Origin of the sequence: Streptomyces sp. NPDC006463 (genome assembly GCF_042870715.1) — a bacterium.
Lineage (GTDB): Bacteria > Actinomycetota > Actinomycetes > Streptomycetales > Streptomycetaceae > Streptomyces.
The window spans coordinates 19224-33581 of sequence record NZ_JBIAHP010000037.1 but is presented as its reverse complement, the minus strand read 5'-3'; the positions used below and the strand labels follow the sequence as shown (position 1 = coordinate 33581).

Below are 14358 nucleotides of genomic sequence, written 5' to 3'. Positions count from 1 at the left end.
ACGTTACCTGGCACCACCGGGCTGATCACGCCCGGCACACGGCAGATGCCACACCAGCTCCCACGGTTGCGTCAGATGCAACATCGTGGCGTTGAACCGGTATCTCACGAGGCAGAAGGCTTCTTGATCGCCTGGACGAGCGACAGGCGCACCTCCCCGACCAGGTCAGAGGCGGTCACCGAACCAAGCGGAATGATGCAGCCGAGACAACTCCGCCTACTTCGAGTCCCAGGCTTCGGCGAGCGGGACCATGTGGTCGATGTCCAGCGCACCGGCCGGTGTCACCTCCCGCTCGTCGTAGTACGACCACCACACGCCCCCGGTCAGGGTGCAGCCCGGGCCGATCTCCGGGTACACGACCGCTTCGGCCAGGAGGATCTCGGCGCGGGTGTTGCAGCCATCGGCCGGGACGTCACCCGCGTTCCAGTGCCTGAAGGAGGTGCGCTGGTAGCCGGTGCGGTCCTCGGTGGCGATCGGGAGCGCGGACACCGCGACCCCGATCGGCAACACCTGCGGCACAGCCGCCGCGGCGGGCCCGGCCGCGTGCGCGGCAGTGGGCAAAGACAGGGTCAGGGCAAGAGCGGCGGCGGCCGCGACAGCGGACCGCATCATGATCATCATGTGCCGGTTGTATCCGCTGCAACGTGGCCAAGGACAGCCTTGCAGAGGCGGGTTCACCCTCCCGGAGCGCCCGGTTCACCGGCGAAACGCCACTGCACACCCGCAGCCCGTCCCCAGGTGCGGAGCAAACCCCGCCCGTGGACGCCCTCGCCCCACGCGCCGAAGGCGCGCCACGGTCCCAGACGAGCACCTCCCGCGCCCCCTCAACCGGTGGTTTCACCGCGTGAGGACCATAAAGACCGTGGTGGCGCCCCTAGCTTCGGGTGTGCCGACGGCCCAGGGAGGCCGCCAGCACCAAACAGAGGGGAAGAACTGCACATGCCCATGAGCAAGAAGACCCGCGCAGCCGTGTGGACCAGCGTCGCCCTCGGGCTCCTCGCCGGCGGAACATGGGCGGGAACAGCGGTGGCCGCACCCCCGGGCTCCGCGAAGGTGACCGCCCCCTACGCGCAGGCCGCTGCCGTGGTCAACGCCAACGGCAGCGTCAACCGGTCCAAGGGCATCGAAGCCGTCACCAAGCCCGCGGCGGGCCACTACTGCGTCGAGCTGGAGGACAAGGACCTCGACATCCGCAAGCTCGTCCCCAACGCCACCCTGCAGTACATCAGCTTCGAATACGACATCCGGATCTCGATGTGGCCGCACCCCTCGTGCGGGACCCGCACCGACACCTTCCTCGTCATCACCGGAAAGCCCGGCGTCTACGAAGACGCCTCCTTCTCCATCGTCGTCCCCTAACCCTCCCAGGGCTGCGGACGGGCACAGCAGGTTCCCCTGCTAGTGCCGGCCCGCGGCCCGTCCCCCGCACCGAAACGAAGGTCAGGGGCTGCAGTCCAGCCGCCAGCCCCAACCGGTTCCGCGGCCGCTCACCCGGCGGCCGCGGCCGGACCCTCACCCAACCGGGGCACGTCCTCGAGCCCGACGTCCAGGCGCAGGCGCTGGAATCGGAGAGGGTGGCGGAAGACGCCGCCGTAGTCGATGGCCCGGTCGGCACTGGCCTCGGCGACCAGGTCGGGGTGGACGAGGATGGTGTCGAGGACGTCGCGGCTCCCCCATGCCGCCGAGAACTTAGCCCCCGTCCACGGGTGTCCGGGCGCGGCCGCGGTGAGGTGCTCGGCGACCTGCCGGGCGGCGTCCGGGCGCAGCGGTACCGTGCGGCCGACCGCGCGTAGCTGGCCGTTCTGGTCGTGGCGGCCGAGGATGAGGAGCTGCGGGCGGGTCAGGGTTCCGGTGATGGCGCCGACGATCGTCTCGGTGGTGTCGCGTCTTCTGATCTTGGTCCAGCCGCGATATCCGGGCAGATAGCGACTGTTCAGGGGCTTGACCAGGATCCCCTCCACTCCCGACACGTCCGTCCAGGACTGAAGCCATTCCCGCGCCTTGGCCAGGTCCGTCGTCTGCGGGCAGAGCGTCCACGGCGCGCTCAGGGCGCGGCTGGAGAACAGGTTCTCCAGCAGTGCGCGCCGCTCGGCGTACGGGCGCGCGAGGAGTTCCTGGCCGTCCTGCTGCAAGAGGTCGAAGGCGACGAAGTAGGCGGGCCACCGGGCGGCCAGGGTCCGGGCGCCGCGGGCGCGGGAGGCGGCTCGGCGCTGCAACGCCTCGAAGGACAGCCTGCCTGCCTCGGTGTCCCAGACGACCAGTTCGCCATCGAGGACCAGGCCGTGCGGCAACTGCGCCTCGGCGGCCGCCACCAGGTCCGGCCACCGGCCTTGGACCAGCGCCCCGAGTCATCGGCGCCTGATGGGCTTCGCTGCGTGGTCAGTGGGCTGTGGCCCTGGCCTGGTACCTGTCGTGCAGTCGGTGGAGCAGCGTCCTGGTATGCCGTGTCAGCGGGCGGTGCTCGTCCTCGTCGATGACCAAGGCCATCAGGTAGTGGTCGGGGCCGCTGCGCACGGCGTCGATTGGCATGGATGCCCGGAGGTTGGGCCAGTACCGCCCATGGGCGAACCCTGACGCCGCGCGCCAGGCTGCGGTGACCTCTCGGGCTTTCAGGCCGGCGTCCTCGGCAGCTTCCCCGATTACCTTCCCTGCCTCTGGCTTGCTGAGTGAGGCGGTGGGAATGCCGAGGGACAAGGCGAGGTCGGCTATGTCCTGGCGGCGCTCGCGACCGGTCTTGCCACCGGGGCCTGGCTGGTGGTCCGTGTCCTCCTCGTGCTGGGCCCGGTTGCGCATGTCCTCACGCCACAGGGCCAGGGCGCGCCGGCGGCGCTCGGTGCGGTCGTTGCCGCCCAGGATCCAGACGGCCGTGGCGAAGTTCTCCAGCGCCCCCCGCATCAGGGTCCATGGGCTCTGCGGGTCTACCTCTCCCGCGTGCACGAGCCTGCGCAGCGCATCGGCATGGGCGACCCCCGCGCTGTAGGAGTTCCGGATGAGCGTGGACGCGGAGTACATGCCCAGCGGTGCATCGTCCGTCGCGAGGCTGCTCGACGGCTGCGGTGCCGGCAACTGCCGGTAGGCACCCTCTCCACGCAGTCGCTCCACGTCCGCGAACAGCGGCTGCAGGTAGGCGAACTTGAACTCAGACCGTGTCATCACGCCAGGGTAGAGACGCCCCCTGACAGAAGGCAGCACGAAGCTGGGGGTGGACTGGGCGTGACAGGTTGCCCGGCACGTCGTTGAGCGGGGAGGTCAGCGAAGAGGAGGCCCCGGGACGTCGTGACCCCCGGGGCCTTCGTCTTGCCCCCCCCGGCACCGGACGGCGGTGCAACACAGAGCTGCAACGCGGGCCCCAGACCGGCCTTCGGCCGGTGTTCTCCCAGGTCAGACGTGCAACGTGCTCACGTGTTGCAGAGCCCGTGTTGCAGGTCCGAGCGGGTGCGTTGCAGTCGCCGGTGCCGCGTCACCGCTTCGAGTGGCTTGTTCGTCACCGGCCCCGGGGAGCCTTGCCGGGAAGCACGCACCCCTGTGGTCCCCGTCGGCTATACCCGAGCGGGGCCGACTGCCCTGCCCGCCGTAGGAGAAGGAGCCACCGCCTCATGACCGACGCCGCGAACACCCCTCCCACCACCCGCGCCGCCCGCGTGATCACGATCGTCGCAGTCGTCCTCGGTTTCGCCTACATCGGCTTAATGACCTTCATCTCGGTACCTCAGCTCACGGACTACATCGGCGGCCGGGACATCGACTTCCCGGTGTTCCTGGCCATCGCGGCCGTGGCCGGCCCCGCCCTCTTCTGGGCGTACATCGGTCTCGGCTTCGGACTCACCGTGGTGGGATGGGCGGCCGGTATCGCCCTCACCGGCATCCTCACCAGTCTCACGTACGGGTACCTCCTCGCCTCCTCCGACGGCCACGGCTTCTCCTACTGGCTGTTCCTCACCGCGATCGTCGCCGTCACCCTCGGCGCCTTCTGCGTCATGCCCTACGCCCTCGTCCGCGGCACCATCAGGAGCCGCTGACCCGCCAGGCCGTCCCGCTATGCACCCCTGCCGCCGCCGGCCCCCGGACACGGGACAGACCTCTTCGTCCGGCTATCGCGGACAAAGAGGTGTCGTTCTGCGAAGGGGGCTTGCCCATGACCTCTGACCTGCACGAATGCAAGATCACCAGATTCGAGGGGTCCCACTCCCGGTCACACCTTCGGTCCCCCGCCTAGTGCAACCCTGCAGACAACCCTCCAGCCCCCTTCCGGTGCAACCCTCCAGCGGGCCGACGCGGCCTCCAGCCGGAGAGGCTTGCCCAGGTGGGCCGGGCGGGTGAAGGCCGGCCCTGCGGCGTACCTGGGCTGCCGGGCGACCGGTTGGGGGTGGAGCGGACCGACCGGCCCGTACACGAGGTCACGTCTGCGAGGCAGGGCATGGGACGTCACAAGCAGCACAAGCCGCGCCGCGAGAGCATCCGGCCGTCCACGGAGTGGTTCGGCACAGCGTTCCACTCCGTCCTGGGGATGGTGCACCTGGACGTCCGCCAGTCCGGCAACGGCATCCTGATCACCTCCTCCCCCGCCGAGATCGACGGCGCCCCGGCGTCGTGGCAGCTGCGCCTGCGCAACGACGACGAGGGCCAGGGCCTGACCGAGATGGGCACGGCCATGAAGGCCGGGCGCGGGCACATCTACAGCGTCACCGAGGAGCCCGGCGCCAAGACCGTCCTGGCGTTCCTCCCGAACCACCCCGAGGAAGGCGTCGGCACCCTGGCCCAGGTCCGCACCAGCGAAGGCCCGGACAGCGACGACGTCGTCTTCGAGCGGTCCGCGGAGCGGCCGATGGCACAGTGGGCCGAGGCCGGGGAGAGCCTCCTGCGGATCGTGCCGCTGCTCGGCCCGGACGCCCCGCCCGGGGACGGAGTCGATGACTGCCTGCCGTGCCCCGGCTGCTACCGGCCCGTCTACGACAGCTCCTCCTCGCACACCCTCATCGGCGCCACCCCGTTCCCTCTGGCCGGGTTGTGCAGGCTGTGCGCCGACGGCACCACGCTCCGCTCGCTGCGCCAGGCTGACGGCGTCCCCGTCGACCCGGAACAGCTCGTAGTCCTGGAGACCGTGGCCGCCGCGATGGCGTAACCCCGTCCCTGGGCAAGCCTCTTCGTGGAGGGCTTGCCCAGGGTCGCCTCAGGCTTGCCCGACTGCTGGCTCCCACAGCGGGCGGGCACGGCCGGTGCCGTCGCAGTGGAAGCACCGGCCGCCCCCGGGCGTGCTGCGGGCCCCGATGGTGCCGACGGCCTGGTGCAGGAGCTGGGTGAGGCCGTGGACGTGGGCCGGGTGCAGCGTGAGTTCGTGCCGGGTGCCCACCACGATTTCCAGCGTCTCCCCGGAGAGAGCACGCCTGTCGTCCGTTTCCAGGGCAGGGACCAAATCCGCTACCAGGTTGTGCAGGTCTGCCATGGTCTCTCCGCCGGCCAGCTCCACCCGAACCCTCCAGAGGACTTCCGGCCGTGTGAGAGACAGCAGCACCTCCGGCGTGACATAGGGAAGGAAGCGGTCGGGCGCTTCGGGGTGGGTGGCGTGAAGTCGGGTCAGTGCGCGCCACATGGCGCTGGGATCGTGGAACTCAGGGTCGGATCGGCTTTCTTGCTTGTCTTCGCTCATGGCTCTGGTCTAGGGCCAGCGAGGTGGCGTCGGCCGGCCTCGGGCCTCCGCCTCCCAGACGGTGACGCCACGAGCTCGGGAACCGTCCCGCCCTGCGGCCCGGACGCTGGGCAAGCCCTCCGTGGCGAGGGCTTGCCCAGCGGAACCCGTGACCGATCGGCGGGCCGGGCGTGACCGATCCGTCTCCCGCGATCGGTCAAACAGCACGTCAGCGCCGTGACCGGTCCATGCAACTCCCGGCCGAGGCGGTGACCGGTCATCGGTCACCCGTCATCGGTCAGCCGCGCCCTGGCTGTGACCGATGCCGCCCTGCCGACGAGCCCCGGCCGGGGTGGGCAAGCCGGTGTTCGAGATGGCTTGCCCAGGCTCCCTTTGGGCTTGCCCAGCGCCGGTCAGCGGCCGACGGGTTCGGGGTAGCGGGCCCGGCGCCGGTGTGGGTCGTCGACGCCGATCTCGTACCAGGGCTCGCCGCGCTGGAGCCGGGGCAGGGTGTTCACCCACACCGCGATGGTGATGCCGTGCACGGCGGCGGTGAGCGCCTGGAGGCGGTTGTCGAGCAGGTGCTCCGCCTTGCCCGCCAGGACGACGTGCAGCCGCGGGAAGGTCTTCGAGCGGGTGTATCGGTGGCGCTGCCAGAACGGGTACGTCCCGCCGATGGTGCCGCGGGCGCCCTCCCAGACGCGGTGCCCGGCGTAGCGTTCGTAGTCCCAGACCTCCTTCGCGAGGCGGGCCTGGGACATGGTGCCGTTGTCGAGTTCGAAGAGGCGGACTTCGCTGGTCTTGGTCGGCACGGCGAGGACGGCGTCGGTGTTGAACGACAGGCCGGTCTCCTTGATGGCGTGGTTGACCTCCACCTGCCAGTCGGTCAGGTACTCCCGGCGCCCGCCGAGGACGGTGTCGGTGTAGGCGAGGATCGTGTCGGTCACCGCTACGGCGTGCGGGCCGAACCCGGCGCGTACGGCCTTCGCACCGGTGCCGGCCTTCGGTCGTGCCGGTAGTTCGTTGCCGTCGGCCAGAGCCTTCTGCCCGGCCGGGGTGAGGTTCCAGATCTGGTGCTTGCCGTCCTTGCCGTTCGTCTCCGCCAGCCCCAGCTTCGCCAGTTCCACCATGGCCCTGCGCACGTACGACCGGCCGTCCGACCCCTCCCCCGTGATCACCTGAGCCATCTGCCGGACCGTGGCTATCCGTACGCACCCCAGCATCCGCAGCGCATCGGCCCGTACCTTCCCGGCCGTGGGAGTGGACTTCTTCCCCTTCGCTGGTGTCTCAGGGGTAGGGAGAGGGGTGTCAGCGTGCCGGGCAGACCCCTGACGGGCGGTGTGAGCTGCGGTGATGGGCACGACGTTGGAATCGTTCACGGCACTGGACGCGGCACTGGATTCTTGGCCGCCTGGAGGGCGCTCGGTACCCCTTGACCAGGTCGGGCGCGGCTCCGGTTCGGGCTGCCGGGCGCTGCTGGTGTACGTCATGACGAGGCTCCTCACGCAGGTGTCGCGGGATGCCGGATGGAATCCCGCCGTCACTTGCTAGAGGTGTCGCGGAAGTCGACGGTGTGACGCTCCCCTGAATGCCGTTACCGAGCCGTGATCATTCGGCAGGTGCGGCGCAAAGCTCGGAGACGATCGCGAACGAGGTCGTCACCAACGGCACCGCCATGGCCGGCGGCATCGCCGCGTGCGTGGTCTTTCCGTGCGCCATGCCGTTGCGGATCTGTCGACCATAGTCGAGGTACTCAGCCTGCCGGGCGGTCAGGATGCCGGTGTCGGCGCCCTGCTTGATGAGCTGCTGCAGCGGCTTCTTGCCCGCGCCCGGGACGCGGTCGCGCAGCACGATCTCCACAGCGATCAGTGAGTGCATGACCGCCACGACCAGGTCCTCAACGAGGTTGTGCATGTCGGCGTACTGGCCGACGAAGTGGTGGGCGCGTTCGTCCGGGACCGGGAACGGAAGCCGCTGCGTGGTCATCCCCGAAGTCTCCCAGCGGCGTACCTCGTCCGGCAGTGGCTTTTCCCGGGTCGTCGCTCAGCGTGCCGGGACGGAGATTTCTCCCCTGCCGGAATGGGCGGTATGTCGCAGGTAGCGAGCCTGGTCAAGGAGAAACGCTCCGCCGTCCGAACCAGGACAAGGGGATGGGTGTTCACCGTCGGTGCGCGGACTCTGTCCACAGGGCCGCGACCCGAGCATCGGTTCCGAGGCCGCCACGAACAGCGAGGCGGCCCGTACATGAGGAGCTGTCATGCCCAAGAACACCACCGCCGCCGCGCCGCTCGCCCCGATGGATCCGGACGACATCATCAGCGCGTTCACCTACATCCGGGCGATGCAGGCCCGCGACGTCGACACCGCCTGCGCGGTCGTGGAAGACATCGGCGGATCGGACATGCGTCAGCTGCTCCTGGACGTCGCCGAACGCGTCATCATCCCGGTCACCACCGTGGACGACCGGAACAGGGACCTGAGCGCGGACTCCTTCGTGGTGCAGGCGCTCGGCCGGATGATCCTGGACATCCTGCGCGTCGACGACGACATCTGCCCGGCGATGCCTCCGGGCATCGCCCACGCCATCATCCGGTTCACCGAGGAGATCCTCACCGAGGACCAGCAGGACGTCGCCGATGTACTCCAGCGCCTTCAGGCCGCCGGCGTCGAACAGGCAGTGCAGGTGTACGGCCCGCCGATCGGCATCTATCCGGCAGGCGTCTACCCCGTGTAGCGCTCACCGGATCCGGTGGCGGTGCGCGGCGTCACCGCACCACCAACCGTTCACCGCCAGCGCGCGGTCCCTGTCCACAGGCCCGCGCCCCGAGCATCCGTCTTGAGGCCGCCGCGATCAGCGAGACGACCCGTACATGAGGAACCCCCATGCCCGAGACCACCATCCCGCTCACCCCGATGACTCCCGACGCGGTGATGAGCGCCTTCAACTACCTCCGGGCCGTGGAGGCCGGCGACACCGAAGCCGCCGCCGAGTTCGTCGCCGCCGAGCCGCGGATGCCCGCGCTGCTCCTGGAGGTCGCGGAGCGCATCGTCATCCCGGTCACCAACCTGCCCGACCAGGACCAGGAAGAGGTGCCGTGTGACGCCTCGTTCGCCCTGTTCGAGCTGGGGATCTGCTTCCTGGGCACCTTGCGGTCCTGGCACGAGCAGGACGGCGCCGACGCGGCCGCGGGCATCGCCCTCGCGGTCATCCGCTTCACCGCGCAGATCCTCACCGAGGGCCACGAGGACGTCGTCGACATCCTGCACCAGCTGAACGCTGTCTCCCTGGGCCAGGCGATGGAGGCGCACCCCGCACCGACCAGTGCGCGCACGGTGCGCACCACGACCGTGTAGTGAGCTCCCGCCAACTTTAAGTCGCAGGTCAAAGGGCTAGTGTGATCGGCTCTCGTGGTGCTCGTGCTGGTCGCGGGCGGAAGTCTGCGGACAAGATCGTCCGTCAGCGGTCGACTTCGAGGTTCGTCAGGACGAGCAGAGCACGCAGGAGTTGGGTGGCGTGGGCGGGATCGGTACGGAGTTTGGTGAGGATCCGCCAGTTCTTGAGGTGGGCGAAGCCGTGCTCGACCGGTGCGCGTCCGACGGCGAGGACGCGGTTGGCTTCCTTCTGACCGGCGGTGAGTTTGTGGGTGCGGCTGGCGGTGTAGCCGGTGACGATCACGGGGTCGCGGATGTCGTTGTCCAGGCCGCGGAAGCCGAGGTCGGCCAGAGCGCTGAGGCCGGCGGCACGTAGGTGGGCCAGGATGTGGTCGTGGCGGGCGGCGGTGTTGTCGTGGGTGCGGCCGGGCCGGGCGGCGGAGATCCAGATCAGGCGGCCGTTCTCGTCGGTCAGGGCGAGGAAGTGCAGGCCGTGGCTGCGGTGCTTGCCGGAGTAGTTGCGCCGGTCGGCCGGTCCGGTGCGGCGCTGGGTGCGGATGAGGGTGCCGCCGATCAGAACCACCTCCCCGCCCTGATTGACGACCTTCTTCAGGGCGCGGTCCAGGCGCGGCGCCTGGGCGGCGAGCAGGGCGATCAGCTCATCCCGCCAGCGTCGGACGGTGGACTCGGACACGTCGTTGCCGCCGGCCATGTCGGCCAGACGTTCGTCGTGGCGAAGTACGGCCAGGACGATCACCGCGATCTTCCCCGGTGGCAGGATCCGCCACCGGGACCTGATCGCCTTCAGATGGCGCCTGAGCAGATCGGCGAGGTGGTTGACGGTGCGCGTGGACAGCGACAGACGGCACTGGTAGACAATCGGGCAGGTGTCCTCGGCGTGCTTCTTGATATTCGTCACACAATTCCAACGGCCGCCGGGGGCACCCTGGTTACGCCCGTGCCGCACCGCTCCGGGCGGCGGTGCCCCTAGTCACAGGCGCGAGGTGAACCGGCCGTCGGGGAGTTTCCGCAGCCAGCCGCGATCGACGAGTCTGACCAGCTTGCCGCGTAGCGGTTCCAGCTTGGCCGCTCAGCCCGCACCTCCGCCAGCTCCTTGGCCAGCCGTTCTTCGAGTTCGTCCAGTTCCGCGCGCCGCGCGGTGATCCGTTCCAGCAGCTCGGGATCCAGCATGCATAGATCGTAGAAGCCCATTGATGGGGTTTTCCGGAAAAGGGTGCGATCGAGTGGCTTTGTTCACGAGCCGACAGCACCTGTACACGGGTTTGGACAGCACTCGAAGCTCTGCAGACGTCGAGCAATTCATGGCTTCGGGCAGCACGGGTCCCTGCCAAGAGTCTGGCAGGGACCCGTGGTGTAGGGAGCCGAGGGGGGCTGGGACCCGTCCCTAGATGAGCAGCATCCTGGCCAACACGGCTACCGTCTGCTGGTGGCCTGACGGCCCGGCGTCACTTCAGGTGTCGGGTGAAGAACTGGGCCGCGGCGTCCCCCGCGAACTGCGGGACGCCGGTGTGCCCGCCCATATTGGCGTGCAGCGTCTTCTCCTTGGAGCCGAAGGCGTCGAACAGGTCCAGGGCCGCCTGCCGGTCGTTCCCTTCGTCGTCCCACTGCAGCAGGACGTGCAGAGGGATGGTGACCTGGCGGGCCTCCTCGAACATGGCGCGAGGGACGAAACTCCCGGCGAACAGAACAGCGGCCGAGATACGCGGCTCGACCACCGCCAGCCGGGTCCCGATGGAGATCACTCCCCCCGAGTACCCGACCGGGCCGCCGATCTCGGGCAGCGACAGGAGGGCGTCCAGGGCGGCCTGCCATTCCGGGACCGCCTTGTCGACCAGGGGGAGGATAAGGGCGTCGATGATCTCGTCGCTGACCGGCTCGCCGGCCTCCATAGCCCGGCGCAGGTCGGCGACGGCCTGCTCGGCTGCGGGCAAACGGGGCCGGTCGCCGCTTCCGGGGAGCTCGATGGTGGCCGTGGCGAAGCCGTCCGCCGCGGAGTGCCGGGCCCGGGCCAGCAGCCGGGGGTACATCTTGCGCAGCCCGAGAGGAGGGGGGCTGAGCAGGATCAGCGGCGCCGGTGCGGATGTGGATGCAGATCCGGGCGTCCACAGGATGCCGGGGATCTCGCCGAGGGTGAATTCGCGCTCAAGGACAGCGTCGTCGAGACGCTGTTCAGAAGTGAATTGCATGGTCATGCCTTTCGGGAGTGCCATGGAACGGCGCTCCCGGACGACCTACCGCCCGACCGTGACCCCGGAGGGGAGCACCCATGTCGATACGTTCACGGGTACCACCTCCTCGCTCTCTTGCACGGCCTCCGGAAACGTAGCAGTGGCTGCCGTGGTTCCGCCAACGGGTTTTTGAGGAGGCTCTGCGGCCGAACACCACGGCGTCGGAGTCACGCCTGTCACTGGTCGGAAAGCGCACGTCCGCCACCGATTTCGAGCACCGAAAAACCGGCAACCAACCGCTGACGGACGATCTACTGCGCAGACAGCCGCCCATGACCAGCGTGAGCACCCTGAGCGCCGATCACACCAGCCCTTTGACCTGCTACTTCAAGTTGGCGGGGGCTCAGTGGGTTCCACCCCGGTACCCACCGGAATGGAGTCCACTCGGCGGAGCCCACCGGGGTGGAACCCACCAGGTGGGACCCACTCGGTGGCCTCCACCTGATGCCGGGCATCGTCCACTGGATGCAGAGCATCGTGCGCTCCACTCGGTGGACGATGCCCGGCATCGTCACCACAGCCAAGCGGTGGAGTGCCGCATCCGGGACAGGGCACGGGCATCGCGGCGCGCGGCGGCACTGCCGATGCGGTTCTGCCGGGGCCGGGGCCGGCGCGACTGGGCGCCGTAGAACCGGCGTATCCCGGCCGCCTTGCGCCGCTTGCGCTGCTTGCGCAGCTCCGCCTTCTTCTCCCGGTCGGTCTTCGGCTTCCGGGGCCGCTTCCAGATCGGCTCCCAGGCCGGCTGCGGCCCGTACGCTTCGGCGCGCGCCTGGGCGGCCTCCCTCAGCCGGATGGCGACCGCTTCGATCCTCGGGTCCTCGGACGGTGTGGTCATGCGATTCCTCCAGTGGGTGTGGTCCGGCCCGGCGCGGGCTGGACAGGCTGCTGGGTGCTCGGCGGCGGGGCCGTCGCCGTGGCGGGCTGTGGTCGGGGACGGCGAGCGGCGGCTCGTTCCCGGATACCGTCCTGGAGCTTGGCGGCCATCTCGGCGGCGGCGGCCTCCAACGTCCGTCGGGTCTGCTCCACCGCGGCGACGTCCGTCGCCCACTCCAGACCCCGGTCGGCCTTCCGCCCCGCTCGGCCCGGCCGCAGGCTCGGGCTGGGGGCGGCGGGCACGGCGACGGTGTGCGGCCGGGCACGGGAGTTCAAGCGGTCCGCGCGGCGTACCGCGTGGGCCCGGGCGGTCAGTGCCCCGGCGGCGAGGCGGGCCCGCTCGTACGGGGACTTCGTGCGGGCGCGGGTCAGCGGGCGCAGCACGGCGTGGTCCTCGGTGTCGTCCGGGTACAGGGCGCGCAGGTCGGCGGTCATCATCCGGCGGCTGGCCGGGCGGGTGTAGTCGTCGACGGCGGTCTGCACGATCTGTTCGTCCAGGCCGGGCTGGTGGGGTTGGCCGCGCAGGATGTAGGCGAGGTGGCGGCGGGCTTCGGCGAGTAGGTGGTGGCGCTTGAACGCGCCGCGCATCACGTACACCACGGCGGCGACGTCGACGGCCGCCAGGGCGACGTCGACGGCCGGCCGGACTCGCGCCCATACCGCTGCGGCTGCCGCCCTGGCCCGCTCCGCCAGCCGGTCGATGACGTCGGCGCCGTAGGCCCGGATCGCCGACTTCCGCCAGCCGGCGCGCAGCTCGGTCAGGGATCGCGGGTCCTTGCGCTTCGGCGGGCGGGTCCGGTCGGCGGCCTTCCGGGTAAGCGCGTACGCGGCGCGCTCCCCTGGCGGGTGCCCCTGGGTTGCTTCGTAGTCGGCGACGATGGCGAGCAGCGCGTCCGCGATCTGCTGACGGCGGGTCGACTGCCAGCCGATCAGCCGCCACTCGATCCCGGCGATCTCCATGACCGGCCTCTTGCCCGCGGTCACCTCGCGCGGCTCCCACGCCCACCCGAGCCGGGCCGAGACCTCTTCCATGAAGTAGAGGGAGTACAGGGTGCCGGCCGCCACGATGTTGGCCAGCATCCGGTCCTGATACCAGTTCCCCCACTTCCCGTCCGGCCGCCGGGCCCGGATCGACACCACCGCATGGTCGTGAAGGAGCGGCCGTGATTGGCGGGCTCGGGACTCGTAGTGGCGGAACACGGCGACGATCAGACCGTCCAGGATCGGGGCGCTGTGCTTGCCGCCGCTCCCCCAGCGGATCTCCGCCACCGCCTCCTCCAGCCACGCCAGCGTCTTGTCCCGGGCGATGTCCTGGCACAGCTCCAGCACTATCCGGTGCTTGTCATCGCAGAGCGCCCACGCGATCTGCGCGGTCGACGGTGCCCGGAACACCAGGTCCATGGCCAGCCACGGCGTCCGCTCCTTGGCCTTCTCGGTGGCGGGCGACTGGTTGTGCTCGATAGGCCGGCCCAGCACGGTCGCACGGCGTGCCCTCTCCGGGTCGTCGCCCGCCGCCAGGCGGTCGTGCTCGATCCGGTCGGAGTCCGGGTGGCGGCCTTCCCCGATGAGGAGTGCGGCTTGCCGCTCGGTCACCGTGTCCCCGGCGAGCAGTCCGACCGCGGCCAGGCCCCGGCCCGTCCAGAACCCGGCCGGAACGCCGGCTTCGTCCTGGGCAGCGCGCAGCGACGTGCCCGCACGGCGGTGGCCGTCACCGACCAGCACGCCGTTGCAGTAGTACGGCCAGCCCTTCGGCCCGACCTGCCATCCTGTAAGCATCGGGCCATGAAACATGGCCCTTGACCTGCGCAAAAGCGTGATCCGGGGTGCTTCCCGCCGGGCGGGCAACTATCACCAACTCTTGCCCCTGGCCTCCCGTCAGGCGGGAAGCGCGGCAGCCCGAGACGGTAGTCCTGCGGCGTGTGCAGAGTCCGCCGCATGAAAGACGAATCGCTGTACGCAGACCTCTGCCCGCTGTGCTCGTGCCCGCTCCGACCGGAGTTCCGCAGCACCCGTCCCTCAGGTCAGCAGGACCAACCGGTCCGTACCTGGTTCTACCGGTACCGCTGCGCTGGCTGCGAGGCCGCCCGGCCTCAGAGTTCTGGGACGTGATGCGCGCCCTCTACGACAGCTGACCGCGGCCGTGCGAATGCTGCGCCCCGACCGCAACGGACGGGGCGCACGTGGCAGTACGGCTCGGAGAGAGTCCGCGGCGAGCGGCACATCATCTGGCGCCGCATC

At 70.0% G+C, this 14358-nt stretch carries 16 protein-coding genes; 5 read left to right on the top strand and 11 right to left on the bottom strand.

Annotated elements, in window-relative coordinates; all coding sequences use genetic code 11:
* Positions 1 to 216: 216 nt before the first annotated feature.
* Complete coding sequence (locus tag ACFYOB_RS38395; protein WP_388568847.1) at positions 217 to 621, bottom strand: hypothetical protein; 405 nt, start codon at positions 619 to 621, stop codon at positions 217 to 219.
* A gap of 324 nt (positions 622 to 945) precedes the next feature.
* Here ACFYOB_RS38395 and ACFYOB_RS38390 point away from each other — a divergent pair, with 324 nt between their 5' ends.
* The gene (locus ACFYOB_RS38390) at positions 946 to 1359 is read left to right on the top strand and encodes a hypothetical protein (RefSeq protein WP_158721224.1); all 414 of its coding nucleotides are present in this window, start codon (positions 946 to 948) and stop codon (positions 1357 to 1359) included.
* A 128-nt stretch (positions 1360 to 1487) separates the two neighbouring features.
* Here the strand turns inward: ACFYOB_RS38390 and ACFYOB_RS38385 are convergent, their stop codons facing one another.
* Together ACFYOB_RS38385 and ACFYOB_RS38380 are read right to left on the bottom strand one after the other, a co-directional pair.
* A complete protein-coding gene (locus ACFYOB_RS38385; RefSeq protein ID WP_388568883.1) occupies positions 1488 to 2315 on the bottom strand; it encodes an ATP-dependent DNA ligase in 828 nt (275 codons plus the stop codon).
* Between the two features lie 64 nt (positions 2316 to 2379).
* Positions 2380 to 3153: a hypothetical protein gene (locus ACFYOB_RS38380; RefSeq protein WP_388568845.1), complete on the bottom strand. Its 774-nt coding sequence runs from the start codon at positions 3151 to 3153 to the stop codon at positions 2380 to 2382.
* Positions 3154 to 3596: 443 nt separating this feature from the next.
* Here ACFYOB_RS38380 and ACFYOB_RS38375 point away from each other — a divergent pair, with 443 nt between their 5' ends.
* Positions 3597 to 4019, top strand: coding sequence for a hypothetical protein (locus ACFYOB_RS38375; protein ID WP_388568843.1), 423 nt, complete (start codon positions 3597 to 3599; stop codon positions 4017 to 4019).
* Between the two features lie 398 nt (positions 4020 to 4417).
* Positions 4418 to 5122, top strand: a complete 705-nt coding sequence (locus ACFYOB_RS38370; protein ID WP_388568840.1) for a hypothetical protein — start codon at positions 4418 to 4420, stop codon at positions 5120 to 5122.
* Between the two features lie 48 nt (positions 5123 to 5170).
* Here ACFYOB_RS38370 and ACFYOB_RS38365 read toward each other — a convergent pair whose 3' ends face one another.
* The 3 genes from ACFYOB_RS38365 to ACFYOB_RS38355 all read right to left on the bottom strand — a co-directional run bounded on the left by ACFYOB_RS38365 (position 5171) and on the right by ACFYOB_RS38355 (position 7612).
* Positions 5171 to 5647 carry a hypothetical protein gene (locus ACFYOB_RS38365; RefSeq protein WP_388568837.1) on the bottom strand — a complete coding sequence of 159 codons (477 nt, stop codon included), beginning with the start codon at positions 5645 to 5647 and terminating at the stop codon, positions 5171 to 5173.
* 392 nt (positions 5648 to 6039) lie between these two features.
* Positions 6040 to 6849 (bottom strand): replication-relaxation family protein, encoded by an 810-nt coding sequence (locus ACFYOB_RS38360; RefSeq protein WP_388568834.1) that lies wholly within the window; start codon positions 6847 to 6849, stop codon positions 6040 to 6042.
* A gap of 385 nt (positions 6850 to 7234) precedes the next feature.
* Positions 7235 to 7612, bottom strand: a complete 378-nt coding sequence (locus tag ACFYOB_RS38355) for a hypothetical protein (protein ID WP_388568831.1) — start codon at positions 7610 to 7612, stop codon at positions 7235 to 7237.
* Positions 7613 to 7883: 271 nt separating this feature from the next.
* On the opposite strand from ACFYOB_RS38355, the gene ACFYOB_RS38350 reads away from it, so the two are divergent.
* Together ACFYOB_RS38350 and ACFYOB_RS38345 are read left to right on the top strand one after the other, a co-directional pair.
* Positions 7884 to 8360, top strand: coding sequence for a hypothetical protein (locus ACFYOB_RS38350; RefSeq protein WP_388568828.1), 477 nt, complete (start codon positions 7884 to 7886; stop codon positions 8358 to 8360).
* Positions 8361 to 8509: 149 nt separating this feature from the next.
* Positions 8510 to 8980, top strand: coding sequence for a hypothetical protein (locus ACFYOB_RS38345; protein ID WP_388568826.1), 471 nt, complete (start codon positions 8510 to 8512; stop codon positions 8978 to 8980).
* Between the two features lie 103 nt (positions 8981 to 9083).
* On the opposite strand, the gene ACFYOB_RS38340 is transcribed toward ACFYOB_RS38345, so the two are convergent.
* The 5 genes from ACFYOB_RS38340 to mobF form a co-directional block, all read right to left on the bottom strand.
* Positions 9084 to 9917: a transposase family protein gene (locus ACFYOB_RS38340; protein ID WP_388568823.1), complete on the bottom strand. Its 834-nt coding sequence runs from the start codon at positions 9915 to 9917 to the stop codon at positions 9084 to 9086.
* Positions 9918 to 9985: 68 nt separating this feature from the next.
* Complete coding sequence (locus ACFYOB_RS38335; protein WP_388568821.1) at positions 9986 to 10189, bottom strand: hypothetical protein; 204 nt, start codon at positions 10187 to 10189, stop codon at positions 9986 to 9988.
* A 275-nt stretch (positions 10190 to 10464) separates the two neighbouring features.
* Positions 10465 to 11205, bottom strand: a complete 741-nt coding sequence (locus tag ACFYOB_RS38330; RefSeq protein WP_388568818.1) for an alpha/beta hydrolase — start codon at positions 11203 to 11205, stop codon at positions 10465 to 10467.
* 553 nt (positions 11206 to 11758) lie between these two features.
* The gene (locus tag ACFYOB_RS38325) at positions 11759 to 12082 is read right to left on the bottom strand and encodes a hypothetical protein (protein ID WP_388568815.1); all 324 of its coding nucleotides are present in this window, start codon (positions 12080 to 12082) and stop codon (positions 11759 to 11761) included.
* Complete coding sequence (mobF, locus tag ACFYOB_RS38320) at positions 12079 to 13896, bottom strand: MobF family relaxase (protein WP_388568813.1); 1818 nt, start codon at positions 13894 to 13896, stop codon at positions 12079 to 12081. Before mobF ends, ACFYOB_RS38325 begins: the two co-directional genes overlap by 4 nt.
* Positions 13897 to 14358 lie beyond the last annotated feature (462 nt).